The organism is Flavobacterium humidisoli, assembly GCF_023272795.1.
Taxonomy (GTDB): domain Bacteria; phylum Bacteroidota; class Bacteroidia; order Flavobacteriales; family Flavobacteriaceae; genus Flavobacterium; species Flavobacterium humidisoli.
The window spans coordinates 1,644,382-1,668,065 of the sequence record NZ_CP096829.1; the positions used below are offsets into that span (position 1 = coordinate 1,644,382).

The 23,684-nt window shown below is 33.2% G+C and carries 23 protein-coding genes; 9 read left to right on the forward strand and 14 right to left on the reverse strand.

Annotated elements, in window-relative coordinates:
* Positions 1-89: 89 nt before the first annotated feature.
* Together M0M44_RS07455 and M0M44_RS07460 are read right to left on the reverse strand one after the other, a co-directional pair.
* Positions 90-785, reverse strand: coding sequence for a toxin-antitoxin system YwqK family antitoxin (locus M0M44_RS07455; RefSeq protein ID WP_248729200.1), 696 nt, complete (start codon positions 783-785; stop codon positions 90-92).
* A gap of 33 nt (positions 786-818) precedes the next feature.
* The gene (locus M0M44_RS07460) at positions 819-1,274 is read right to left on the reverse strand and encodes a GAF domain-containing protein (protein WP_248729201.1); all 456 of its coding nucleotides are present in this window, start codon (positions 1,272-1,274) and stop codon (positions 819-821) included.
* A 71-nt stretch (positions 1,275-1,345) separates the two neighbouring features.
* On the opposite strand from M0M44_RS07460, the gene xrtF reads away from it, so the two are divergent.
* The 6 genes from xrtF (at position 1,346) to M0M44_RS07490 (ending at position 6,088) form a co-directional block, all read left to right on the forward strand.
* Positions 1,346-1,882: an exosortase family protein XrtF gene (xrtF, locus tag M0M44_RS07465; RefSeq protein ID WP_248729202.1), complete on the forward strand. Its 537-nt coding sequence runs from the start codon at positions 1,346-1,348 to the stop codon at positions 1,880-1,882.
* Positions 1,872-2,318 (forward strand): exosortase F system-associated membrane protein, encoded by a 447-nt coding sequence (locus tag M0M44_RS07470; RefSeq protein ID WP_248729203.1) that lies wholly within the window; start codon positions 1,872-1,874, stop codon positions 2,316-2,318. Before xrtF ends, M0M44_RS07470 begins: the two co-directional genes overlap by 11 nt.
* A gap of 46 nt (positions 2,319-2,364) precedes the next feature.
* The gene (locus tag M0M44_RS07475; protein ID WP_248729204.1) at positions 2,365-2,763 is read left to right on the forward strand and encodes an HYC_CC_PP family protein; all 399 of its coding nucleotides are present in this window, start codon (positions 2,365-2,367) and stop codon (positions 2,761-2,763) included.
* 118 nt (positions 2,764-2,881) lie between these two features.
* The gene (locus M0M44_RS07480; RefSeq protein ID WP_248729205.1) at positions 2,882-4,888 is read left to right on the forward strand and encodes a TonB-dependent receptor plug domain-containing protein; all 2,007 of its coding nucleotides are present in this window, start codon (positions 2,882-2,884) and stop codon (positions 4,886-4,888) included.
* Between the two features lie 43 nt (positions 4,889-4,931).
* Entirely contained in the window at positions 4,932-5,273 is a 342-nt protein-coding gene (locus M0M44_RS07485) for a heavy-metal-associated domain-containing protein (RefSeq protein ID WP_248729206.1), read from the forward strand.
* 134 nt (positions 5,274-5,407) lie between these two features.
* Positions 5,408-6,088: a DedA family protein gene (locus tag M0M44_RS07490; protein WP_248729207.1), complete on the forward strand. Its 681-nt coding sequence runs from the start codon at positions 5,408-5,410 to the stop codon at positions 6,086-6,088.
* Between the two features lie 300 nt (positions 6,089-6,388).
* Here the strand turns inward: M0M44_RS07490 and rodA are convergent, their stop codons facing one another.
* The 6 genes from rodA to purH form a co-directional block, all read right to left on the reverse strand.
* On the reverse strand, positions 6,389-7,624 hold the full coding sequence (gene rodA / locus M0M44_RS07495; RefSeq protein ID WP_248729208.1) for a rod shape-determining protein RodA: 1,236 nt from the start codon (positions 7,622-7,624) through the stop codon (positions 6,389-6,391).
* A gap of 15 nt (positions 7,625-7,639) precedes the next feature.
* Positions 7,640-9,613 carry a penicillin-binding protein 2 gene (mrdA, locus tag M0M44_RS07500; RefSeq protein WP_248729209.1) on the reverse strand — a complete coding sequence of 658 codons (1,974 nt, stop codon included), beginning with the start codon at positions 9,611-9,613 and terminating at the stop codon, positions 7,640-7,642.
* A complete protein-coding gene (locus tag M0M44_RS07505; protein WP_095928103.1) occupies positions 9,610-10,116 on the reverse strand; it encodes a rod shape-determining protein MreD in 507 nt (168 codons plus the stop codon). The genes mrdA and M0M44_RS07505 overlap by 4 nt, the downstream gene beginning before the upstream one ends.
* On the reverse strand, positions 10,109-10,939 hold the full coding sequence (gene mreC, locus M0M44_RS07510; RefSeq protein WP_095928102.1) for a rod shape-determining protein MreC: 831 nt from the start codon (positions 10,937-10,939) through the stop codon (positions 10,109-10,111). The genes M0M44_RS07505 and mreC overlap by 8 nt, the downstream gene beginning before the upstream one ends.
* A gap of 111 nt (positions 10,940-11,050) precedes the next feature.
* Complete coding sequence (locus tag M0M44_RS07515) at positions 11,051-12,079, reverse strand: rod shape-determining protein (protein WP_008466528.1); 1,029 nt, start codon at positions 12,077-12,079, stop codon at positions 11,051-11,053.
* A gap of 56 nt (positions 12,080-12,135) precedes the next feature.
* Positions 12,136-13,662, reverse strand: coding sequence for a bifunctional phosphoribosylaminoimidazolecarboxamide formyltransferase/IMP cyclohydrolase (gene purH, locus M0M44_RS07520; protein WP_095928101.1), 1,527 nt, complete (start codon positions 13,660-13,662; stop codon positions 12,136-12,138).
* 165 nt (positions 13,663-13,827) lie between these two features.
* Between purH and M0M44_RS07525 the strand changes: the two genes are divergently transcribed.
* Together M0M44_RS07525 and M0M44_RS07530 are read left to right on the forward strand one after the other, a co-directional pair.
* Complete coding sequence (locus M0M44_RS07525; RefSeq protein ID WP_248729210.1) at positions 13,828-15,075, forward strand: ABC transporter permease; 1,248 nt, start codon at positions 13,828-13,830, stop codon at positions 15,073-15,075.
* 90 nt (positions 15,076-15,165) lie between these two features.
* The gene (locus tag M0M44_RS07530) at positions 15,166-16,053 is read left to right on the forward strand and encodes a cupin-like domain-containing protein (RefSeq protein ID WP_248729211.1); all 888 of its coding nucleotides are present in this window, start codon (positions 15,166-15,168) and stop codon (positions 16,051-16,053) included.
* Between the two features lie 65 nt (positions 16,054-16,118).
* Here M0M44_RS07530 and M0M44_RS07535 read toward each other — a convergent pair whose 3' ends face one another.
* From M0M44_RS07535 to tamL, 4 genes are all read right to left on the reverse strand, one after another.
* Positions 16,119-16,715 carry a hypothetical protein gene (locus M0M44_RS07535; protein WP_248729212.1) on the reverse strand — a complete coding sequence of 199 codons (597 nt, stop codon included), beginning with the start codon at positions 16,713-16,715 and terminating at the stop codon, positions 16,119-16,121.
* An 82-nt stretch (positions 16,716-16,797) separates the two neighbouring features.
* Positions 16,798-17,652, reverse strand: coding sequence for an acetyl-CoA carboxylase, carboxyltransferase subunit beta (gene accD / locus M0M44_RS07540; protein ID WP_026728501.1), 855 nt, complete (start codon positions 17,650-17,652; stop codon positions 16,798-16,800).
* 82 nt (positions 17,653-17,734) lie between these two features.
* Positions 17,735-18,802 carry a class II fructose-bisphosphate aldolase gene (fbaA, locus tag M0M44_RS07545; protein ID WP_035645669.1) on the reverse strand — a complete coding sequence of 356 codons (1,068 nt, stop codon included), beginning with the start codon at positions 18,800-18,802 and terminating at the stop codon, positions 17,735-17,737.
* A gap of 60 nt (positions 18,803-18,862) precedes the next feature.
* The gene (tamL, locus tag M0M44_RS07550) at positions 18,863-21,436 is read right to left on the reverse strand and encodes a translocation and assembly module lipoprotein TamL (protein WP_248729213.1); all 2,574 of its coding nucleotides are present in this window, start codon (positions 21,434-21,436) and stop codon (positions 18,863-18,865) included.
* A 37-nt stretch (positions 21,437-21,473) separates the two neighbouring features.
* Here tamL and M0M44_RS07555 point away from each other — a divergent pair, with 37 nt between their 5' ends.
* The gene (locus M0M44_RS07555) at positions 21,474-22,202 is read left to right on the forward strand and encodes an RNA methyltransferase (RefSeq protein WP_248729214.1); all 729 of its coding nucleotides are present in this window, start codon (positions 21,474-21,476) and stop codon (positions 22,200-22,202) included.
* Positions 22,203-22,211: 9 nt separating this feature from the next.
* Here M0M44_RS07555 and porT read toward each other — a convergent pair whose 3' ends face one another.
* Together porT and ubiE are read right to left on the reverse strand one after the other, a co-directional pair.
* On the reverse strand, positions 22,212-22,922 hold the full coding sequence (gene porT, locus M0M44_RS07560) for a type IX secretion/gliding motility protein PorT/SprT (protein WP_248729215.1): 711 nt from the start codon (positions 22,920-22,922) through the stop codon (positions 22,212-22,214).
* Between the two features lies 1 nt (position 22,923).
* Positions 22,924-23,655 (reverse strand): bifunctional demethylmenaquinone methyltransferase/2-methoxy-6-polyprenyl-1,4-benzoquinol methylase UbiE, encoded by a 732-nt coding sequence (gene ubiE / locus M0M44_RS07565; RefSeq protein WP_248729216.1) that lies wholly within the window; start codon positions 23,653-23,655, stop codon positions 22,924-22,926.
* Between the last annotated feature and the right edge of the window lie 29 nt (positions 23,656-23,684).

Here is a 23,684-nt window from a genome sequence, read left to right on the forward strand (position 1 = left end):
GATTAAAAAAACAGAAAAATCAAAAAAAAATAAAAGAATCTAAAAATAAGGGCTAAGAAATTTGTTTTTAGTGATTTGCAATCGTTTTTTTACTTTAATTTCGGAGCTTTTTTGCCAGATTGCTTTTCGCTTAAAGAAGAATAAGAAAATTTGACATTGTTTGTATCAGTGCTCACGCCTGAAATTAAAACTCCACGATCGTAATTGTCTACAAATGTGATTTTTCGAGCTGCATCATTTCCTTCCCAAACACCTTGTTTCAATCCATCTTTAAGGGTTCCTTTTTGAGTTACAGATAAGTCTGTTTCCTCATAATCTCCATTTCCGTCAACTACGGTCTGGCTTTTGTTTTCATCCCAGCAGTTAAGAACTAAAGTTTGTGTTTTTTTTGTTTTCGGATCCCAGATATTCTGTTTCTCCGATTTTTTACTTTGATTTTCGTACCAATTGATTTCTTTTCCGTTTTTGTGATCCTCAGAATAATTGACAACTGTTTCTTTTGCTCCGTTTTTATAATAGTAAATAAATTCGCCGTCTTTTTTTAAGACATCGCGATCCAGAGTAGAGCCAGTCATTTTCTTTCTTCCATTCTTATAAAAATCAGTTACAACATACCGAACACTTTTTTGCGAATAATTGGTAATTACTCTTGTGTAGGCATAGTTTTCCAGTGTGCATTCACGATTTAAGGAGTCTAAAAAGATTTTTTTAGAAACCATATTAATTTGTGCAGACAGATGAGCTGAAATTATTATAAGCAAAAAGAGAAGGAAGTTTCTTTTCATTCTGTGCTATTTTTTATCTTAAAAATAGTTCTTCTAGAATAATTTAGCAACTTCTTGATTTACAAATTCTAAAAATCTTTCGTCAGCTTCTGTAAAAGGATCGATAACATGGCTGTCAATGTCGATTTGACCAATATTCACTCCGTTAACAAAAAGCGGAACTACGATTTCTGATTTTACGGTTAAACTGCAGGCGATGTAATTGTCTTGTGCTTTAACATCTGGCACAACAAAATTGGCATTACTTTCAGCAACTTGGCCACAAATTCCTTTTCCAAAAGGAATAACAGTATGGTCTGTTTCTGCACCAACATAAGGTCCTAAATGTAAAGTTTTAGCCTCGTGATTGGCAAAATAAAATCCTACCCAGTTATAATACTCCACGTTTTCGTTTAAAAGTTGGCATACTGCTAATAATTTTCCGTCTCTATCTGTTTCATTGCCAGTAATAATTGCACTTATTTTTGGTTGTAATTCTTGAAATGTCATAATGTAAAAATTTATACAAAAGTATTTAAAGCTGAACTCAAAAAATACATAAATTTGAAAAAAAAAATCTCTTGAAAAAATATTTAGTCCAGTTTAAGCCATTCTTAATTTTTGTAAGCGTCTTTTTCCTGACCTATATTGTTCTTACAGTGCTGTATAAGTTTTATTTGAATTCCTATCAAAACGAGGAACTTGATGCTGCAACAATGATAGCCGGACAAAATGCAGAACAATTGCTAAAGCTTTTTAATTATGATATCATAATTCAGAAAAGCTCACAAAATCCCTGGCAGGAAATTATTTTAAATGGCAAATTCATAGCGCGTATAACAGAGGGATGTAATGCTGTTAGCGTAATGATACTTTTTGTTTCGTTTGTAACTGCTTTTTCGAGAGGTTTAAAGAAAACAGTATTGTTTATACTTTTTGGACTTATATCTATATATATATTAAATGTTATAAGAATTGCAATTTTGATTATTCTTGTATATAGCTTTCCCCATTATACCCGATTTTTACATGGAACTTTCTTTCCTTTAGTGATTTACGGATATGTTTTTATTTTATGGGTTTTATGGATTAATAGATTTTCAAAATATGCTAAATAATTTAAAAGAGAATAAATTTAAAATCTTTATAGCAATTGTTGTGGTAATAGGTTTTGCTTTGATTAGGACATTTGAAAGAAATTTGTTTTATGATCCTTTTCTGAGATACTTTGAAGCCGATTTCCAGTCAAGTCCTTATCCAGAAGTAGAAACTTTAAAACTTTTGTGGTCGCTCTTTCTTCGTTATTTTCTAAATTCGGTTTTATCACTTTTGCTCATTTATGTCTTATTTCAAGATCGTGATATTTTTAAGTTTAGCTCATTCGTTTATGCCTGCTTTCTAGTTGTGCTATTGAGTGCATTTTATATAATACTTCATTTTTTTCCAGATGGCAGTTGGCTTCTTTTTTATGTGAGAAGATTTATAGTTCAACCAATTTTGGTATTATTGTTCATTCCTGGATTTTACTATCAGCTCCAGAAATCTAAAAAATAACATTTGTTTTAGTTTTTTATCTACAGTTTTTGAATAGCTTTGCAGTATGAATTTGAAAAAGTGTACAGGTCTATTTTTGGCGTTCCTTTTATTGGTTTCCAATATTGGGTTTGCTTTTGATGTGCACTATTGTGGTGGAGAAATTGCTTCGGTTTCATTAAAGACTACCGCAGAACCTGTTGTTGAAAAGAAATGCTGTGGTTCTAAAGAGAAAAAGAACTCTTGTTGTAAAGACAAAGTTGTTCATTTCGAAAAGAAATCAGATAATGCAACAATCAAATTCTTCTTTTTTCAATTTGCTTTCCCAGCAGTTATACAAGCTTACAAGCCTCTAGTCTTTTTAGAAATTCCAAATTTTAAAAAGAAAGAAGTTCTTTCGTATTATGCTGACGCGAATGCGCCCCCCTTATTTAAATTATACCATCAGTATATTTTCTATTCCTGATTTTAATGTTAAGATGCGGCTACAAGTCTTGATTAAGGCTTCGTATTTACATTTTAATTGCTTTTGCTTTATGCAGAATGCAAGAATGTAATTCTATTTAACATTAAAATCATTTTTTATGCAAAAAAATATAATGCTTTTTGTAGCGTTTTTGCTTTCTGTATCTGTGTTTTCGCAAGAAGATCTAGAAGAGGTAAAAATCACTAAAAAGCAAAAAGGAATTAAAAAATCCTATACGTTAACAGCCAATACTTCTGTAATTACTAGTAAAGAACTGCTTAAAGCAGCTTGCTGTAACTTGGCAGAAAGTTTTGAAACTAATCCGTCAATCGATGTTAATTTTTCTGATGCTTTAACAGGAACTAAGCAAATTAAAATGCTAGGATTGACAAGTCCTTACTTAATGATTACAGAAGAGAATATTCCTTCTGTTCGAGGAGCCTCTCAAGCTTACGGATTGTCATTTACTCCTGGAACTTGGATCGAAAGTGTTCAGATTACCAAAGGTGCAGGAAGTGTTATTAATGGATACGAAAGTATTTCAGGTCAAATTAATACGGAGCTTTTAAAACCTTTAAACGATATTCCGTTTTTCTTGAATGCTTATGGTTCAACCGATTCTCGTTTTGAATTGAATACTCATTTCAATAAAAAATTATCTGATAAATGGGCAACAAGTTTGTTTGTTCATGGAAATGCGCGTGTAGCGAAAAACGACATGAATAATGATGGCTTTTTAGATAATCCGTTAGGAAAACAAATCAATGTTTTAAACCGTTACCAATATTATGATCCAGAAAGCGGTTTGGTGAGTTTTATCAATTTCAGATATATGAATGATAAAAAACAAACGGGAGAAGTTGATTTTGATAAAGATCGCGATCGCGGCACAACTAACCATTGGGGGTCTGAAATTAATACAGAACGTTTTGATGTTTCAACAAAAATCGGCTATGTGTTTAAAGACATGCCTTATCAAAGTATCGGTTTTCAAAACGCTTTTAATAGTCATAAACAAGATTCTTATTATGGTTTAAATCAATACGATATCAAACAAAATAGTTTTTATTCTAATTTGATTTTCAATTCGATCATCAATAATACCATGCACAAATTTACTACTGGTCTGAATTTTACTTACGATCAATATCAGGAGTTTGTCAATTTAACAGATGTAGGTAGAATTGATAATTCGGTTGGTGCTTTCTTTGAGTATACTTACGATAATACAGACAATTTTAGTTTGATTTTAGGAGGTAGAGTAGATAATCATAACCGATTAGGTTTTTTTGTTACACCGAGATTGCACATGAGATATAATCCTTGGAAAAATGGAGTAATTCGTTTTTCTGCGGGAAGAGGGAAGCGTTCTGCCAATATTTTTGCTGAGAATCAACAGCTTTTTGCCAGTTCAAGAACATTTTCGATTTTAGATTCTAGCGGAAAAGTTTATGGTTTAAATCCAGAGATTGCTTGGAATTACGGTGTGAGTTTCTCGCAGAAATTCCGTCTTTTCAATAAAGATGCTGATGCAGGTTTTGATTTTTACCGAACAGATTTCCAAAATCAAGCTGTTGTAGATGTGATGCAAAGCCCACAGCAAGTTTTGTTTTATGATTTGAAAGGAAGTTCTTTTGCAAACAGTCTTCAAGTAGAATTTAATTATGAATTGATTCATAACTTAAATTTGAGAACAGCTTACAAATATTACGATATTCAAACCGATTATTTAAGAGGGACATTCCAGCGTCCGCTTCAAGCTAAACATCGTTTCTTAGGAAACTTAGAATACGAAACAACGATGAATGATGATAAACAATGGAGATTTGACTTTACATATAATTGGTCAGGAAAACAACAACTGCCTTATACGGCATCAAATCCCGTCGAAGATCAGTTTCCTGAGTTTTCACCAGCTTATGGGGTGATGAATGCGCAGGTAACTCGAGTTTTTTCATCGGTCTTTGAGGTATATGTAGGAGGGGAGAATATTGGAAATTATAAACAGCAAAAGGCAATTTTAGGAGCAAACGATCCTTTTGGACCTAATTTTGATGCATCGATAGCATACGCTCCAATTTTTGGACAGATGTATTATGCGGGATTAAGATTTAAAATTAAATAACAATTTCAAAAATCAATTTCAATAACAATAAAAAATAAATACAATGAATAAGATAGTTTTAATCGCCATGATGGTTTTTTTAGGTTTTTCGGCACAGGCTCAAACGAAGAAAAATAAGAACTTAAAATATGCGACAGAAGTAAATGGTAACTGTGAGCAATGCAAGAAACGAATTGAAAAAGCGGCTTATGGAGTTCCAGGTGTAAAAACGGCAAGTTGGGATGTAAGTTCTCATCAGCTTTCGGTTATTTTAAACGAAGAAAAATGTTCTCCTTCAGATTTAAACAAAGCGATTGCAAAGGCAGGTCATGATACTAAGGAAGTTAAGGCAACAACTGAAGATTATGATAACTTACACAGCTGTTGCAAGTATGTAAGAGAATAATGTATAAGGAAGCCCAGACGAATAGTTTGGGCTTTTTTTAATAGTTAATTTATGTTTAAAATACCGTATTTTATTGTGGTTAAGGTAAATTATTGTTACTTTCACGAACTTATAAGATAACCAATTTTCCTTTTATGAATAATTTTGAATGGACCCAGTTACTAAACCCTGAATTTTATATTACTTTAAGCGTTGGAGGTTTTCAGATTGGGTTGTTTATTGTTCTGTTTATCGTTTTTGCCGAAACAGGACTTTTTGCAGGTTTTTTTCTGCCTGGAGATAGTTTACTTTTTTTGGCAGGCATTTATAGCCGTGATCTAATTGAGAATGTTGCCCATATTCCAAATGATTTTGTAAATGTCTTTCTGCTTGCTACAGCAGTTGCTATAATGGGAGTCTTAGGTAATATGACAGGTTATTGGTTTGGCGCAAAAAGCGGTTATTATTTATTTAAAAAAGAAGATACCTTCTGGTTCAAGAAGAAATATCTGTTGCAGTCAAAAGATTTCTTTGAAAAATATGGTGGAAAAGCAATTATTTACGCGCGTTTCCTTCCAATTTTCAGAACCTTTGCTCCAATTGTTGCGGGTATTGTATCGATGGATAGAAAAAAGTTTATGTTTTACAATATCCTGAGTTCTTTCCTTTGGTCGTTTATTTTAATTTTTGCAGGACATTATTTATACGGCATTTTCTTAAAGCAAGGCATAGATTTAAAGAAACACATTGAATACATTATCATTATTATCGTTATAATCTCAACGTTCCCGGTTCTAGTAAAACTACTTAAAAAGACACCAAAAGAACAAATATAATCTTAAAGCATAAAAAATCCGAAGCTTAAACTTCGGATTTTTTATGCTTTGTTTTAAAGTTATTATCGACGTTTCCATCATATGATATTCCGTGAGATGATATATATTTTAGTTATGATATACAATCGAAACTAAGATAGAGTTAAATGTAAAATCAAAAAAGCTGTAATTAGTTTTTAAAACATAATTACAGCTTTTAGGTTAAGTTATTTTAGTGGTATAAAAGTAATTTCTAACTGGAATTTGGACCCGAACAATAGCCAACAGGTGAAGCAATTTAAAAATGGAATATTTTAAACGTTACCATTCGTTTACTTTATTTGCGTCCATTTTAAGGAAAATAAACAGCAAAATTGTAAATCCCCAAAGTCCAGAGCCTCCGTATGAAAAGAACGGCAGAGGAACACCAATTGTAGGGAAAATTCCAATTACCATCGCGATATTTACAAAAAAGTGTATAAATAGAATTGCGGCGACACAATAGCCGTAAACCCGGCTAAACTTTGTCTTTTGTCTTTCTGCTAAATAAATTACTCTAAGGAATAAACTAACGAAAAGTAAAATAACGACAAAAGAACCTGCAAATCCCCATTCTTCACCAACAGTTGTAAAAATATAATCGGTGTGCTGTTCAGGAACAAATCCTCCTTTGGTTTGTGTTCCTTCTAGGAAACCTTTTCCGATCCATCCGCCAGATCCAATTGCAATCTCAGACTGATTGGTATTGTATCCAATACCTTTCATATCTACAGTTTTACCTAGTAAAATATTGAAACGGTCTCTGTGGTGCTGTTTAAAAACATTATCAAATACATAATCTACAGAGAAAACAAATCCTGAGATTAAAACTAATAAGATACCGCTTAAAATAATATTTCGATCTACCGCTCTGCCTTTAAAATGTATGATTGCCAAAACCACAAAAGCCATTGCGATAACAGCGTATGGTTCTAAAACCAAAGTAAGTACAAAGAGAATAATAGTTATAAATGCTGTCCAGACATACCAAGAAGGTAAACCTTCTCGATACAGAACAAGAATAAAAGCGCTATAAATTAAAGCACTTCCAGGATCGGGCTGTGGAAGAATAAGTATTACAGGTAATAGCATAATGGCTAAAGCCTGAATTTGTCTATTAGTTTCTTTTAAGTTGATCTGTGTGTCGCTTAAATATTTAGCCAAAGCCAATGATGTTGCGGCTTTTGCAAACTCAGAAGGCTGCAAAGTAAAACTTCCGATGGCGTACCAGCATCGCTGTCCAGCAATTGTTTTTCCGAAGAGAAACAGTCCAGCAAGAGATAATAAAGAAACTCCAAATATAATACTAGCATATTTTTCATAGAATTTACCATCGACAAAAAGCACGACAAATATCAAAGGAATTGTACAGCAAATAAAAATCAGCTGTTTTTGATAAGTACCATCTGTTGATAATAAGGAAGACGAATAAATATTAAGCCAACCTAAAGTTACCAGCGCAATGTAGATAAAGACACTTATCCAATCAATATTATTTTTTACACTTTGATTTTTCATTTGAAATAATCTTTCTTAGTTTTTCTTAGTTGTGTCTACTGCTGTTTTTTTGACTTCAGTTTTTGGTGCCGTTGTAACGGGCGCTTTTGGCTTTATAATTTTTGCTTGTAAAACAGAATCTTTTGGAACAGATTCAATTTTAAGAGCCTCACTTATTCCTCCTAATTTTGCATATTCTGAAAGTAAGCTTTTGTTTAGTACTCTTACTTCTAGATCGGTTCTTGTAATTTTTTTTCTTAGATATTTTTCAATCATTAAACTTGCTATCGGACCCGCAACTGTTGCTCCAAAACCTCCATTTTCAATCATAACCGCAATAGCAATTTTTGGATTGTCTTTTGGGGCAAAAGCAACAAATATAGAGTGGTCTTTAAGCTGTGTTCTTTTACCGTTTATTTTAGCAAAGTTCTCGGCAGTACCTGTTTTTCCGCAAATATCGATTCCTTCTACTCTTAAGCTGTAAGCTGTACCTTTGTTGTAAACATCGAACAGTCCGCTAATAACTGGAGGAAAATATTTTTGATCAATAGTAGTCACGTGTTTAGTTGTGAACTTTTCGTCTATTTTTTCTCCCTCGATTTTCTTAATGATATGAGGAGTGTAGTAATACCCCTGATTTGCTACAGTCGCCATCATGTTGGCTAATTGTATAGGTGTCATTAAAACCTCTCCCTGACCAATTGCATTCGATACAATGGTTGAACTTCTCCATCCTCCGTTAGGATAAATCCTTTTATAGGTTTTAGAAGTTGGGATATTTCCTCGTTTTCCAATAGGTAAATCATATCCCATAAATTGTCCTAAACCAAAACTTTTTATGTGACCGCTCCAAACATCAACTGCTTGGCCAGGATCTTTATACTTATTGATTGTAAGCATATAAGCTTGTCCAAAATAAGTGTTGCAAGAATTGTAGATTCCGTTATGCAATTGGTGTGGGCCAAAGCCGTGGCACTTCATAAATCGGCCTCCACCATAGCTAAATCCGTGATGGCACATAAAAGTAGTCTGCTCATTTATGACACCTTCTTGAAGTGCGACCAAACCAGTCAGGATTTTAAATGGCGAACCTGGAGGATACTCTGCTAAAAGTCCCCTGTCATATAATGGTTTTGAAATAGAATCGTTATATAAAAGCGTATAATTTTTAGATCTTTGGCGGCCTACCAAAATACCTGGATCATAGGAAGGAGCAGTGACCAATGCTAGGATTTCTCCAGATTTAGGCTCAAGAGCGACAATACCTCCTCGTTTATTAATCATCAATTCCTCGCCATATTTTTGAAGTTCAGCATCAATAGTTAAATTAATATCTTCTCCAGCTACGGCGATCGTGTCGTATTTTCCTTCTTTATAGGCGCCAATTTCTCGGTTGTATTTGTCTTTTTGAATGTATTTTACACCTTTTATTCCGCGTAAAATTTCTTCATAACTTTGCTCTACACCTTGTTTTCCAATTAAATCTCCACTATTGTAGTAAGGATTTTTTTCAATCTGTTTTTCGTTAACTTGTGTAATAAAACCAAAAATATTTGCACCATAATCTACTTCATAATCACGAAGTGATCTTTTTTGGAAATAAAAACCATCATATTTTCTGATCTTTTCCTGAAAAGCGGCAAATTCGTTTTTATTTAGCTGAGATAAGAAAACAGAAGGAAGTCTCGGACTATATACTTTTGCCTTTTCAACACGTTTATGATATTCTTCTTCAGTAATATTTAGAAGAGCGCAAAATTCGGCAATATTTAAATCTTTTTTAATATCTCTAGGAATAACCATGATGTCATAAGAAGCCTGATTCGCAACAAGAAGTTTTCCGTTACGATCATAAATATAACCTCTTTCAGGATAGTCATATACTTTTTTTATCGCATTATTTTCAGATTTCAATTTGAAAGAATCATCAATAATCTGCAGGTAAAAAATCCTAATCACTAGCAAAGACGCTGCAATAATAATTATAGTGGGCAGCAAGACTTTTCTCATCGTTTATTGGGCTTAATAAGATAAATTATTATTATTGAGGTGATTATAGTAAAGATAGAACTAAATAATGTTCGGAGCAAAATGTCCCAGATGAATTTGAATTGAAATGCTTCTAAGACAAATAATACAATATGATGCATTAAAACCGAAACCAGTATAAATGAAAATCGTTCCGGTGTTAAAGATTCGTTTAGTTTAATAGTTTGATATTCATAACTCAGACCAAAAGAAAATTTAAAAATATAGGGTCTATAATACGCTAATATAACACACGCAGTTGCATGTATGCCTCCAGAATTACAGAACATATCCATTGTAAGTCCAAGTAAAAAACTAGAGATTATTAATCCTGCTTTATTGCTGTTAACAGGGTATAGAATGATATACAAGATATACGGAAAAGGACTTATATATCCTAAGAAATTCATATTGTTGAAAATAACAATCTGAACTGCCAGTAACATAATAAATCGAAAAATATTGACTAACAGAGCGCTATTCATTTTTTTCTTTGTTTTTGTTTTCTAAGTTAATAAGTTCCTCTCTGTCTTTGCTTTTGATGACATATACATGACCCAAGTTCGTCATATCGTTAAATAGTTTAACTTTTATAACATAAAAGCTTGTGTTCTCTTTTTTGTATATAACGTCTACAGTTCCGATATTAATTCCTTCAGGGAAAATTACAGATTGTCCTCCGGTAACAATAGTGTCGCCTTTTCTAATTGATGCTAATCTTGGCACGTCTTCTAGCTGAACAAATCCTGTGCTTTTACCATCCCAAGTTAAAGAACCAAAGTGGTTAGATTTTTTGATTTTAGCATTAATATGTGACTTCATGTTCAAAATGCTCACTACTGTAGAATAGTTTGCAGAAGTATTGTCTACTACTCCAATAATACCTAAGCTGTTTATGACTCCCATATCTGGCTTAACTCCTTCTTTGCTTCCAGAGTTCAAAGTGATATAGTTTTCGTGTGTGTTGTATGTATTGTGAATTACTTTCGATACAACGATATCTGCAGGTTTTACACCTTTAATGCTATCTGGTAATGGTGCTTTGGTAGTATCTTCTTTATTAAATAAAAGACTTTTTAACCTTGCATTCTCTAATACAAGTTCATCATTTTCGGCTCTTAAATTCAAATATTCGTTTACACGATTAATTCTTTCATAAACACCTCCGCTTAAAAAATTAGCTGAACTGATTACTCTGCTTCTGTGGTAGGAATGCGATTGAATTGTGAGCGTCAACGAAATACCTAAAAGCAGCAAAAACAGCAATCGATTACTGTTTCTTATAATGAAATTAAATATTTGCTGCATTTCTTGTCTGGTTATTTTGTTTCAGGATATGCTTAAAGGTTTCAGTTTTTACAAGGGTCAAATATTAAAAATCTGACCCTTATAAAAGTAAATTGATTGTTATTTTGAATCTTATTTGATTAAGATACTTTTAAATTTAGCGATGTTTTTAAGAGCCATTCCTGTTCCTCGTACAACTGCTCTTAAAGGATCTTCGGCAATATAAACCGGTAAGTCTGTTTTTTGAGAAATACGTTTGTCAAGGCCTCTTAACATTGATCCACCACCAGCTAAATAGATACCAGTGTTGTAGATATCTGCTGCTAATTCTGGCGGAGTCTGAGATAATGTTTCCATTACCGCATCTTCAATACGCTGAATAGATTTGTCTAGTGCTTTTGCAATTTCACGGTAAGAAACATCTACTTGTTTTGGTTTACCAGTAAGTAAATCTCTACCTTGAACTGACATATCTTCTGGCGGACCATCTAAATCTTCGATTGCCGCTCCAATTTGAATTTTAATTTTTTCTGCAGTACTTTCTCCCACAAAAAGGTTGTGTTGTGTACGCATGTAATAAACGATGTCGTTTGTGAAAACATCACCTGCAATTTTTACAGATTTGTCACACACAATTCCGCCTAAAGCGATAACAGCAATTTCTGTTGTACCACCTCCGATATCTACAATCATGTTACCTTTTGGCTGCATAATGTCTATACCAATACCAATTGCCGCTGCCATTGGCTCATGAATCAAATAAACTTCTTTTCCGTTTACTCTCTCACAAGATTCCTTCACCGCTCTCATCTCCACTTCAGTAATACCAGAAGGAATACATACAACCATACGTAAAGCTGGAGTAAACATTCTTTTTTTCAATGCAGGAATACTTTTAATGAACATATTGATCATTTTTTCCGAAGCATCAAAATCAGCAATTACACCATCTTTCAAAGGCCTTATAGTTTTGATGTTTTCATGTGTTTTACCTTGCATCATATTGGCTTCCTTACCAACAGCAATGATTTTGCCTGATACTCTATCACGTGCAACGATAGACGGACTATCAATGACAACTTTATCATTATGAATGATTAAAGTGTTTGCGGTTCCAAGGTCTATCGCAATATCCTCGGTCATGAAATCAAAAAATCCCATAAGTTTTTTAGGGGTTTAAAATGTTATAAATTATTTATCGAACAAAGTTAAACAAATTAATGTTTAAAATGACGAGTTCCTGTAAATACCATTGCAAGATTATTTTCGTTGCAATAATTTATGCTTAATTCGTCTTTTATTGAACCTCCTGGCTGAATTACAGCAGTTATTCCTGCTTTTTTAGCTAATTCTACACAATCCGGAAATGGGAAAAATGCATCACTTGCCATCGAAGCTCCATTTAAATCAAATCCAAAAGCTTTTGCTTTGTCAACAGCTTGAATTAAAGCGTCAACTCTTGAAGTCTGACCTGTACCTGATGAAATCAATGTTCCGTTCTTAGCAAATACAATAGTGTTTGATTTTGTATTCTTGCAGATTTTAGAAGCAAAGATCAAATCTTCGATCTCTTGAGCAGTAGGTTCTGTAATGGTAACGGTTTTTAAATGCTCTTTATTATCTGTAATATTATTTCTGTCCTGAATTAACAAACCATTAAGACAAGTTCTTACTTGACGAGAAGGTAATTCCACTTCATTTTGAACTAAAATAATTCTGTTTTTCTTCTCTTGTAAAACGGTAACTGCCTCATCATCATATGCAGGAGCGATTACAACCTCGCAGAATAATTTGTTGATTTCTTGCGCCGTTTCTAAATCAATTTTAGTGTTAGAAATTAACACTCCGCCAAAAGCAGAGGTTGGGTCACAAGCTAAAGCGGCTAAATAAGCTTCGCTGATTGTTTTTCTTGAAGCCAATCCGCAAGCATTGTTGTGTTTTAAAATGGCGAATGTTGGTCCGTCAGTTTTAAATTCAGCAATTAAATTTACTGCAGCATCAACATCCAGCAAATTGTTGTAAGATAGTTCTTTTCCGTGAAGTTTGTTGAACATTGCATCAAAATCTCCAAAGAAGAATCCTTTTTGGTGAGGGTTTTCACCGTATCTTAAAACTTGACCATTTGCAATGCTTTCTTTGTAAATAGTCTCGTCTGTATTGAAATAATTAAAAATAGCTCCATCATAGTGAGATGAAACGTGGAATGCTTTAGTAGCCAACAATCTTCTGTTTTCCAAAGTTGTTGCTCCATCTTGCTCCGTAATCAAATCCAAAAGTAAGCTGTACTCGTTAACAGAAGCTACAATTACAGTGTCTTTGAAATTTTTCGCACCAGCACGAATTAATGAAATTCCGCCAATATCGATTTTTTCAATAATATCTTGTTCGCTTGCTCCAGAAGCAACCGTTTTTTCAAAAGGATATAAATCAACAATTACCAAATCAATTTGAGGAATGTCAAATTCCTTCATTTGCTGAACGTCGCTTTCGTTGTCTTGACGATTCAAGATTCCGCCAAAAATCTTTGGGTGTAAAGTTTTTACTCTTCCGCCAAGAATTTCAGGGAAAGAAGTGATATCTTCAACAGGAACGACTGGAATACCAAGGTTTTTGATGAAATCTTCGGTTCCTCCAGTTGAATAAAGTGTTACATTTTGTTCGTGTAATTTTCTAACAATTGGTTCCAATCCATCTTTAGAAAAAACAGAAATTAATGCCGATTGTATTTTTTTTGTTGTGCTCATTGTGTAGTTATGATTTTGAGACTGCAAAAGTAGTTTTTTTATATATTATATTAAAGAAAATTAGTGTAACAAAATGCTAAAAAAATCTACTGATGAGTAAGTTAACTTTTATTAGGTTTTTGAATTTAAATTATTGAATTTTACTTTATTGAAAAATACAAAAATATGATCGTTTATCTAAGATTATTAAAAGAAAGTCTAAGCTTTGCCATCAATGCTTTGCGAAATAATAAATTACGAACTTTATTGTCGCTTTTAGGCGTAACGATCGGTATTTTTTCAATCATTGCCGTTTTGGCCGCTGTTGACTCTTTAGATAAAAAAATCTCTAAAGATCTGAGCAGCTTGGATAAAAATACAATTTATTTGATGAAATATTGCTTTGGGCCTTCTGAAATTCCGCAATGGAAGAGAGAGCAATTTCCAAATGTGAAATATGACGAATATATTGGGCTGAAAAACTCAATGAATGATACCGATCAAGTCGGATATCAGCTTTTTGTAAATAGAGAAAGTTTAAAATACGATTCTAAAACAGTCAGCGATGTAAATATTATTCCGTCATCAAACGAAATGGTTGATATCGACGGATTGAGTTTTGACAAAGGAAGGTTTTATAACGAATCTGAATCTAATTCAGGAACTCCCGTTATTGTTTTAGGATACGATATAGCCGATGGCCTTTTTGGAACAAGTGATCCAATCGGGAAAAATATTCGCTTATATGGACAGCGATTTACTGTAATTGGCGTAATGGCAAAACAAGGAGCTGGTTTTTTTGGAGATAGCAATGATACTTCGGTTTATCTTCCAGCCAATTTTTTAAGAAGAATGTACGGAGATAGTGATTCCATGACGCCTGTAATTGTTTTAAAACCGGTAAAAGGTGTAGATATGGATGCATACAAAGCAGAAATTGCACAAAAATTGAGAGCAATCCGTGGAATGAAAGCAGGAGAAATGGATAATTTCTTTATAAATGTGCTTTCTGGTTTTACTGATTTTATTGATGGAATTTTAGGTCAGATGAATTTTGTAGGATGGATTATCAGTGGGTTTTCTCTTTTAGTTGGAGGTTTCGGAATTGCGAATATCATGTTTGTTTCGGTTAAAGAAAGAACCAATCTTATCGGAATTCAGAAATCATTGGGGGCGAAGAATAAATTTATCCTATTTCAATTTTTGTTTGAAGCCGTTATTCTTTCTGTTATCGGTGGAATTATTGGACTGCTAATGGTTTGGGGAATCGCTGTAATCTTAACAAAAGTCCTCGATTTTGAATTTGTTTTGAGTTTAGGAAATATTCTTTTAGGAACTAGTTTAGCGGCTCTTATTGGTTTAATTTCTGGAATTTTGCCAGCGGTTTCGGCAGCAAATTTAGATCCAGTTGAAGCGATTCGTACAGGTATGTAGAATATTGTTTTTGTGTTATTTAATTGTAAATTTTGTTGAGTGAGAATAAATAGATACATTTGATAGACAACAAATTAAAACACAAGATAAATGAGCTTTAATCTTAAATCTGTTGATACTGTTGAGTCGATTTCTAAGGAAGATTTTAAAAAGAATTACTTAGATAAAAGAAAACCTTTAATCATAAAGGGACTTACAAAAGATTGGCCAGCAAGAGAAAAATGGTCAACAGAGTATTTCAAGCAGATTGCTGGAGAGATAGAGGTTAAACTTGTAGATAATTCAAAGGCAGATCCAACAAAAGTAATCAACGCTTCTATAGCGAGTATGAAATTTGGAGAATACCTCGATTTGATAAAACGCGAACCAACACAATTGCGTATTTTCTTCTTCAATCTTTTTAAACACAGACCTGAATTAATTGATGATGTAAAAGTTCCAAAAGAATTAATGGGAGGTTTTATAGAAAGTATGCCTGCAATGTTTTTTGGAGGATCAAAGGCGATTACTTTCCTGCATTATGATATTGATTTGCCGCATCTTTTTCATACCCATTTTGGAGGAAGAAAACATATTATACTGTTTGACAATAAATGGAAAAAAAGACTTTATTGTGTGCCCAATACTACTTATGCCTTAGAAGATTATGATGTTGCCAATCCCGATTTTGAAAAATTCCCTGCTTTGAAAGGAGTAGAAGGGTATGAAGTTTTCTTAGAACATGGAGATACGTTGTTTATGCCAACCGGAATGTGGCATTGGATGCGTTATATTGATGGTTCTTTTTCTCTAACACTTCGCGCATGGGATGCATCATGGTCTAGAAAAATAGCCAGCGTTTGGAGTTTATTTATGCATGGCGCGGTAGATAGCGGTATAAAAGTAATTTTTAGAGAACGTTATGCAATCTGGCGTGAGAAAAGGGTTTTTAAAATTGCTGAAAAAGAATTAAAAAAGGATTTGAAAAAAGCGGGATGATTTAGAATTGTCATCGGTATCAGAACAAAATAAAAAAAAAATCCCAAGAAGCAATTTTTTGCGATTTACTTGTGTTGTTTATTAGGAAACTTAATTTTTGTTCGATCCCATTTAATAGAATCAGAGTAATAGTAATCACTATTGGTTTTGTATTTTAAAACAGTATCTTCTTCTTGTGTGGTTCTTCTTACGTAGTAGGTTTGTATGATGTTGCTTTTTAAAAAATCCAAAAAGTAAGGATTTTTAATTGTATCGCTTTGTGAGCCTATTATTAAAAGTTGTCTCCTTTTTTCTTTTGTTAAAATATTTTCTGACAGAAAATCGTTTAGACATTTTTTCGGAATTTTGACAATGTCTTTTGGTTGTAAATCAAGAAAATGTGGGAGTGTATCTTTTTCACTACCATAACTACATAAAATTTGAATATATCTTTTTTGATAAAAATATAAATTTCCTTTTTTGTCAATTAATAATTGGCTTTCTCCATAGAAAAATCCTTTTGTTGATGGAGGAGGCACGCCTAATGAATCATAATATTTTTCAAGTTCTTTATCTTCATGAGAGATGATGTAAGGTTTGTTTTTAATAACAGCTTTTTCTTCTTTTTTAGCACAATTCAAAAGAAGAAAGCAAATCATAAAACCAATAAAAATTCTAACCATAAAGAATGAGATTTAAAATAAAGATATAAAAAAATCCCAAGAAGCAATTTCTTGGGATTTTCTATTTTGAATAGTTTTAAAACTATCGAATATCATTATTTTGAATCAAATCGATATATAAGTTGATCTTATCTTTCAATTCTTTTCTAGGCGTGATAAAGTCTAAGAAACCGTGCTCTAATAAGAACTCAGCAGTTTGGAAACCTTCTGGTAAATCTTTTCCTGTAGTGTCACGTACAACACGCGGACCAGCAAAACCAATCAAAGCGCCTGGCTCAGAGATGTTGATGTCTCCTAACATAGCGTAAGATGCAGTTGTTCCTCCAGTTGTAGGATCTGTACAAAGAGAGATGTAAGGTAATTTAGCTTCAGCTAATTGAGCTAGTTTTACAGAAGTTTTTGCTAATTGCATTAAAGAATAAGCAGCTTCCATCATACGAGCTCCACCAGATTTAGAAATCATTACAAATGGAAGTTTGTTTTTAATAGCATGATCAATACCTCTAGCGATTTTTTCACCTACTACAGCTCCCATAGATCCACCGATGAATGCAAAATCCATACAGCAAATTACAAGTTCTCTTCCTTTAGATTTTCCTACTCCCGTACGAACAGCGTCTTTTAAGTGAGTTTTTTCCATTACATCTTTCAAGCGCTCTGCATATTTTTTTGTATCCACAAAATGCAAAGGATCTTTAGAAGTCATGTTTTTGTCTAACTCAACAAATTCGTTGTTGTCGAATAAAATTTCAAAATAGGTTGCGCTTCCAATTCGAACGTGAAAATCATCTTCAGGGCTCACGAATAAATTTCTCGCTAATTCGTCAGCATCAATAATTTTTCCAGTAGGAGATTTGTACCACAATCCTTTCGGAACGTCCATCTTATCTTCTGTAGCGGTCGTAATCCCTTTTTCTTGTCTTTTAAACCAAGCCATATTGAATGTTTTTTTTGTTTGAGGTTTCAAGTTTCAAGTTGCGAAACCTGAAACTTGAAACTTTAAACTTGAAACTTTTTTATTATAGTGTATTCACATTGTTTAAATCAGCAAAAGCTTGTTCAAGTCTTGCGTTGAATGTTACTTCGCTTTCACGAACCCATCTTCTTGGATCGTAATATTTTTTGTTTGGAGCATCTGCACCTTCTGGGTTACCAATTTGTGATTTTAAATAGTCAAGATTTTTAACCATGTAGTCACGGATTCCTTCAGTGTATGCAAACTGTAAATCTGTATCGATGTTCATTTTGATAACTCCGTAGCTAATTCCTTCTCTGATTTCTTCAAGTGTAGAACCTGAACCTCCGTGGAATACGAAATCAACTGGATTGTGTCCTGTGTTGAATTTGTTTTGTACGAAGTCTTGAGAATTTTTTAAGATTTTTGGAGTTAATTTTACGTTTCCTGGTTTGTAAACACCGTGAACGTTTCCGAAAGCAGCAGCAATAGTAAATTTAGGACTTACTTTAGATAATTCTTCGTAAGCGTAAGCTACTTCTTCTGGTTGAGTATATAATTTTGAGCTGTCAACATCAGAGTTATCAACACCATCTTCTTCACCACCTGTAATACCAAGTTCGATTTCTAATGTCATACCCATTTTGCTCATTCTAGCTAAATATTCTTTACAGATCTCGATGTTTTCTTCGATTGGCTCCTCAGACAAATCGATCATGTGAGAACTGAATAATGGTTTTCCTGTTTCTGCGAAGTGTTTTTCAGAAGCATCTAATAAACCATCAATCCAAGGTAAAAGTTTTTTTGCGCAGTGGTCAGTGTGTAAGATTACAGTTGCACCGTAAGCTTCTGCCAAAGTATGAATATGTTTTGCTCCCGCGATTCCTCCCGCGATTGCTGCTTTTTCACCTGCATTTGATAATCCTTTTCCAGCGTTGAATTGTGCTCCTCCGTTAGAAAATTGAATGATAACTGGCGCGTTTAGTTTTGCTGCAGTTTCAAGAACTCCGTTAATTGTGCTTGATCCAGTAACGTTTACTGCTGGAAGAGCAAAACCCTTCTCTTTAGCATAATTAAAGATCTCTTGTACTTGATCTCCTGTAGCTACTCCTGGTTTAATGTTATGTGCCATTGTAATTTTTTTTATAGTTGTTTTTAGTTTTTAGGTTGCAAAAATAAGAATTAATTAGCATTAGAACGGATAATTTATACCAAAATTTAAAACCGAGTGTCCAAAATTGTATTCTTTAAACCATCGATCTCCCTTCTCATGCGCCGGATTATAAGTCTTAAAGCCTAAATCTAAACGAATAACAAAAAAGCTCAAATCGTATCTTAAACCAAATCCTGTACCCAAAGCAATTTCTTCTAAATCGTTTAAGTTGTCAAATTTTGCTTTAGGATCTACGACATTATCGAGTACATTCCAGATATTTCCGGCGTCTGCAAAGAGTGCTCCTTTAACATCTCCAAAAATTTTGAAGCGATATTCGATACTTGCCGCAATTTTCATATTTGCTTCATTAAAGTCATTTACAGCATTTGTGCTTCCTGGTCCTAAAGCATAAGGTTGCCAAGCACGGTTGTCATTTGAACCTCCGGCATAATAACTTCGCGAAAACGGAATGTAATTTGAATTTCCAAACGGAACTGCAATTCCGAAGAAACTTCTAACAGCCAAAACTTTTTCTTTTCCAAAATCCCAGTGTTTGATGTAATCAAATTCGGTTTTAACATATTCTGAGTATTCCAGGTTGAAAATCTCATAATTCCCTCTAGAATTTTTTTGAAGGTTTCCAATTTCAGATACTAAAGTCAATAAAGTCCCCGCAGATTCTATTTTTGTTCTAAATTGATAGAAGTTGTTATCTGCTAAATCTTTTTTAGTTGTCTTGGTAAAAGAGAAGCTGGTTGCTAGAATGAAATCATTTTCAGTTAAACGAATTCTTCTTTCTTCGATACTTTCAACTTCTTGATATTGAGAGTTTGAAGGTGTTAGAGCAGTTTGGCCTGTTAATACGTCATTAGTAAATCCTGTTGTTCCTTTAGGTATTGTCAGATCTTTTCTTGCTTGTTCTTCTGTTGTTTCTCCCCAGTTGCCCGGGTTAACATTGTAATCTCTTCCAATTCCATTTAGATCATCATAAGAAGAAGTGTAAACTCTAAAATAGTTGTCTGGATTTAAGTTGCGGACAAACTGTGCATTCAATAATTCTAGTTTCGCAGTATTATGACGTTTTGGACTCCAGTTATAGGATATACCTCCTGTAAAGTTTTCTTTATCTAGACCAATATTTCTCTGTTTGGAAAAACCGGAAGATATGGAGGTATAAGGAATCATACTTTTCGGAATGATTTTTTCGGTTCCAAAAGGCAGTAAAATTCTCGGAAAATTCAATTTCATATCTAGACCATATTCCGAAACGTTAAAGAAGTTGTTGTTTGGATTGGCCATGTCTCTAGATGAACCAACATTTAAACGTGCTGAAATTTCAAGAGTTTCTGCTCGATTAAATACATTTCGAATCGTTTCAGAAATGCTGGCTCCAATCCCGAAATCCTGAATATTTGAGTGTGTTAAGTCAAGAGTAGCTCCAAAACTGTATTTTTTTCTTGGAGTCAAATAAACGTTGGCGATAAGAGATTGAGCTGTAGAATCTCTCTTGTCTACTTCATATTGAATAGAAGGATAGTTGAAAATCCTCAAATTGTTTAAAGAGCGAGAAGAAAGGGTAGTTCTAAAATCAGCAAAAGTACTTCCTTTTGTAATGAAGATAGCGTCGGTAATAGCACGCGGTCTATATTTTAATCCTTTGTAACTATATAGATTAAAGTTGTTGTATGTTACGCTATCAGTTGGTTTTTTCTTAGCATTGGCAGCAGAATAATCGGTGTAAATATTTACATCGCTAATTTTATATAATTTAAAAGGTTCTGTGCGGCTCGAATCTTTTTCCTGAATAGTGTTGTTGTTAATAATTAAGCTCACATCGGCTTTTGCTTTTTTGCCAATGGTGTCAATGTCAAAAGTCACATAAGTAGGCTGAAAATAATAAGCTCCGTGATTTCTAAAGTAGGTTGTAATACGGTTTTTTTCTTCTTCAAAATCGGTAGTTTTGTATTGATTTCCAGATTTTAATAAAGAAGGTTCATTGTTGGTTCTGTATAAAGAGTCTAACGCAGGAGTCATTATTTTGGTACTAATAGTGTCCAATTTATAAGCTGGTCCTGTCGTAATATTATAATTAATTTCGGCTCTTTTTACTCCGACGGTGTCGATTGAATAATCGGTATGGACGTTAAAAAAACCATTGTTGAAATAATAGTATTTTAAACGTAATAATGATTTTCTGGTTTTCGAAGTGTCAATTATTACAGGCGGTTCGCCAGTGCTTTTTAAAAACTCATGAATTCCTTTGTAATAAAACGATTGTCCAAGACGATCTACTTGTTTTGCAGAGAGTATTTTAGACATACGCTCATATTTTCCAGGATTATTTTTAAATTTTGCCTGATAAGTAGAATCTGGATTTAAATTGGCTAAATTGTATAAATTTAATCGAAGTTTATAACCTAATAATTTACCATTTGGTTTTTGGTACATTTGGTTAGAAGCTGTTTCGTCATTTGTAGATTTTCCGTTAACTAAAATATTGTTTTTTACAAGAAGGTTTTTTCCATCGGGAACTCTTTTTACGGCATTACAAGCGCAAATTAATATTGCAATTAGAAGAAATGCTATTATTTTTGTGGAATTATTTTTCAAGTGTTTTTTAATATTTAATTCAAAAGTACATTATTTTATGGTTAGTAAAAACCAAATAAAGCTTATCTCTAGTTTACATCAAAAAAAGCAGCGTTTTGCTAGTCAATTATTCTTTGCTGAAGGAGTAAAAGTAATTCAAGAATTGCTGCAATCCAATTTTGAATTAGAACATTTATACACCACATTGAATGATTTTGAAACGGTACATGTTTCAAAACGAACTCTTATTAATGAACAAGAACTAAAAAAAATAAGTGCTTTGTCGACTCCGAATTCTTGTTTGGCAGTTTTTAAAATTCCCGTTCCCAAAAAGACAATCGATTCGGGTTTAATTTTAGCATTAGACGACATTAGAGATCCTGGAAATCTAGGAACTATTTTGCGTCTCTGCGATTGGTTTGGTATTAAGCAGATTATTTGTTCTAAAGAAACGGTAGATATTTATAATCCGAAAGTGGTACAAGCTACAATGGGTTCAATTACCAGAGTGAATGTAAGCTATGTTGATTTAAAACTTTTTCTTGCTCAAACTAAACTGCCAGTTTTTGGAACTTTTATGGACGGAGAAAATATTTATCAATCCAAATTACCTCAGGATGGAGTCATTATTATGGGTAATGAAGCCAATGGAATTTCAGAAGAAATTGAAAAAATAGTAACCAGCCGTCTAACAATTCCTAGATTTGGAGAGCTTCAAAAAACGGAAAGTTTAAATGTAGCTACTGCAACAGCAATTATTCTTAGTGAATTTAAACGAAATAGTTGATATTTTGTTTTAATGAAAAGTGAAATTTATTAAAATTGCTCTAGATTTCATCGAATCGATATTTCCAGTCCAAGGGCTGTCTGGAGTTTTATCTCTAATTAGTTCATCTGTGATTCCGAACATTCCTCTAACAGAAGGAGAAAAAATAAAGTATTCGGTAAAAATATCAATTCCTAAACCTAATTCGTAAGCAGCTGTCCATTGTTTTACTCTAAATTTTTGCTCAAAGTTATCATCTTGAGACTTAGCATTGCTGGATAAATTTAAAGTTGTAGACATACCGCCAACCAAGTACGGACGTATGTTTCCTGTACGCAAGGCAGAAAATTTCAACAATAAAGGAAAGTGAATATAAGTACTATTTACTTCTCTTAAATAGTCGTTTTCTGTAGTTCCTACGCCAGGAAAAAACAAATCTCGTTTAGTGTAATACAAACCGGGTTCAAAACGAAGGTTAATATATTCCTGGAGCCTTAAATCGGCTACGACACCAACATTAAAACCGGTAGTTTTTTTAACCTGAATATCTTGCTGTACAGGAGTTTTGTAATCAAATTTAAAGTCAAAACTATTAAAACCTAGATAATAGCCAAAGTAGACGCGCTGTTTTTGCCAGTTTTCAAGATTAATGATGGGATCTTTGCTAAACATGTTTTTAGCAAATTGAGAATGTCCTTTTGTCGTTAAGACTAATAAAAATAAGATTACAACTTTTTTCATACTATTTTTTAGATGCAGAATAAATTGTTGCGACACCAAAAGTTTGAGGCATTGCCACAACATCTATAAACCCAGTTTTTCTCAAAATATTGTTTAAAGCCTCACCATAAGGAAAAGCAGCAGCAGATTCAGATAAATAGCCATAGGCATCATTATCTTTAGAGAATAATTTACCAATTAATGGAAGTATATTTTTGCTGTAAAAATTATAACCCTGTTTATAAGGAAATTTATCTGGAACAGATGTCTCTAATATAACAAATACTCCATTTGGCTTTAAGACTCTTAAGATTTCTGCAAAACCTTTTTCTAGGTTTTCAAAATTTCTCACACCAAAGCCAACCGTAATAGCATCAAAGTAATTGTCGTCAAAAGGCATGTTTTCAGAATCGCCTAAAACTAGTTCAATAACATTAGATAGATTTTTATCTTCAACTTTCTTTTTACCAACTTCTAGCATTCCAGCAGAAATGTCTAGTCCAATAATTTTTTCAGCATTAGTCTGTGCCATTAAAATTGCTAAGTCACCAGTACCTGTTGCAATATCCAGAATAACTTTTGGTTTCTTGTCTGAAACAATTTTTAATACTTTTTTTCGCCATTTAACGTCAATTCCAAATGAAATTACACGATTCAAATTATCGTAATTCCCAGAAATGGTATCAAACATTTGGGTTACTTGCTCTTTTTTACCTAAGGTAGAGTCTTTATACGGAGTTACTTTCTCAGACATTTTTTTTATTTAGGCAAATATAAACAATC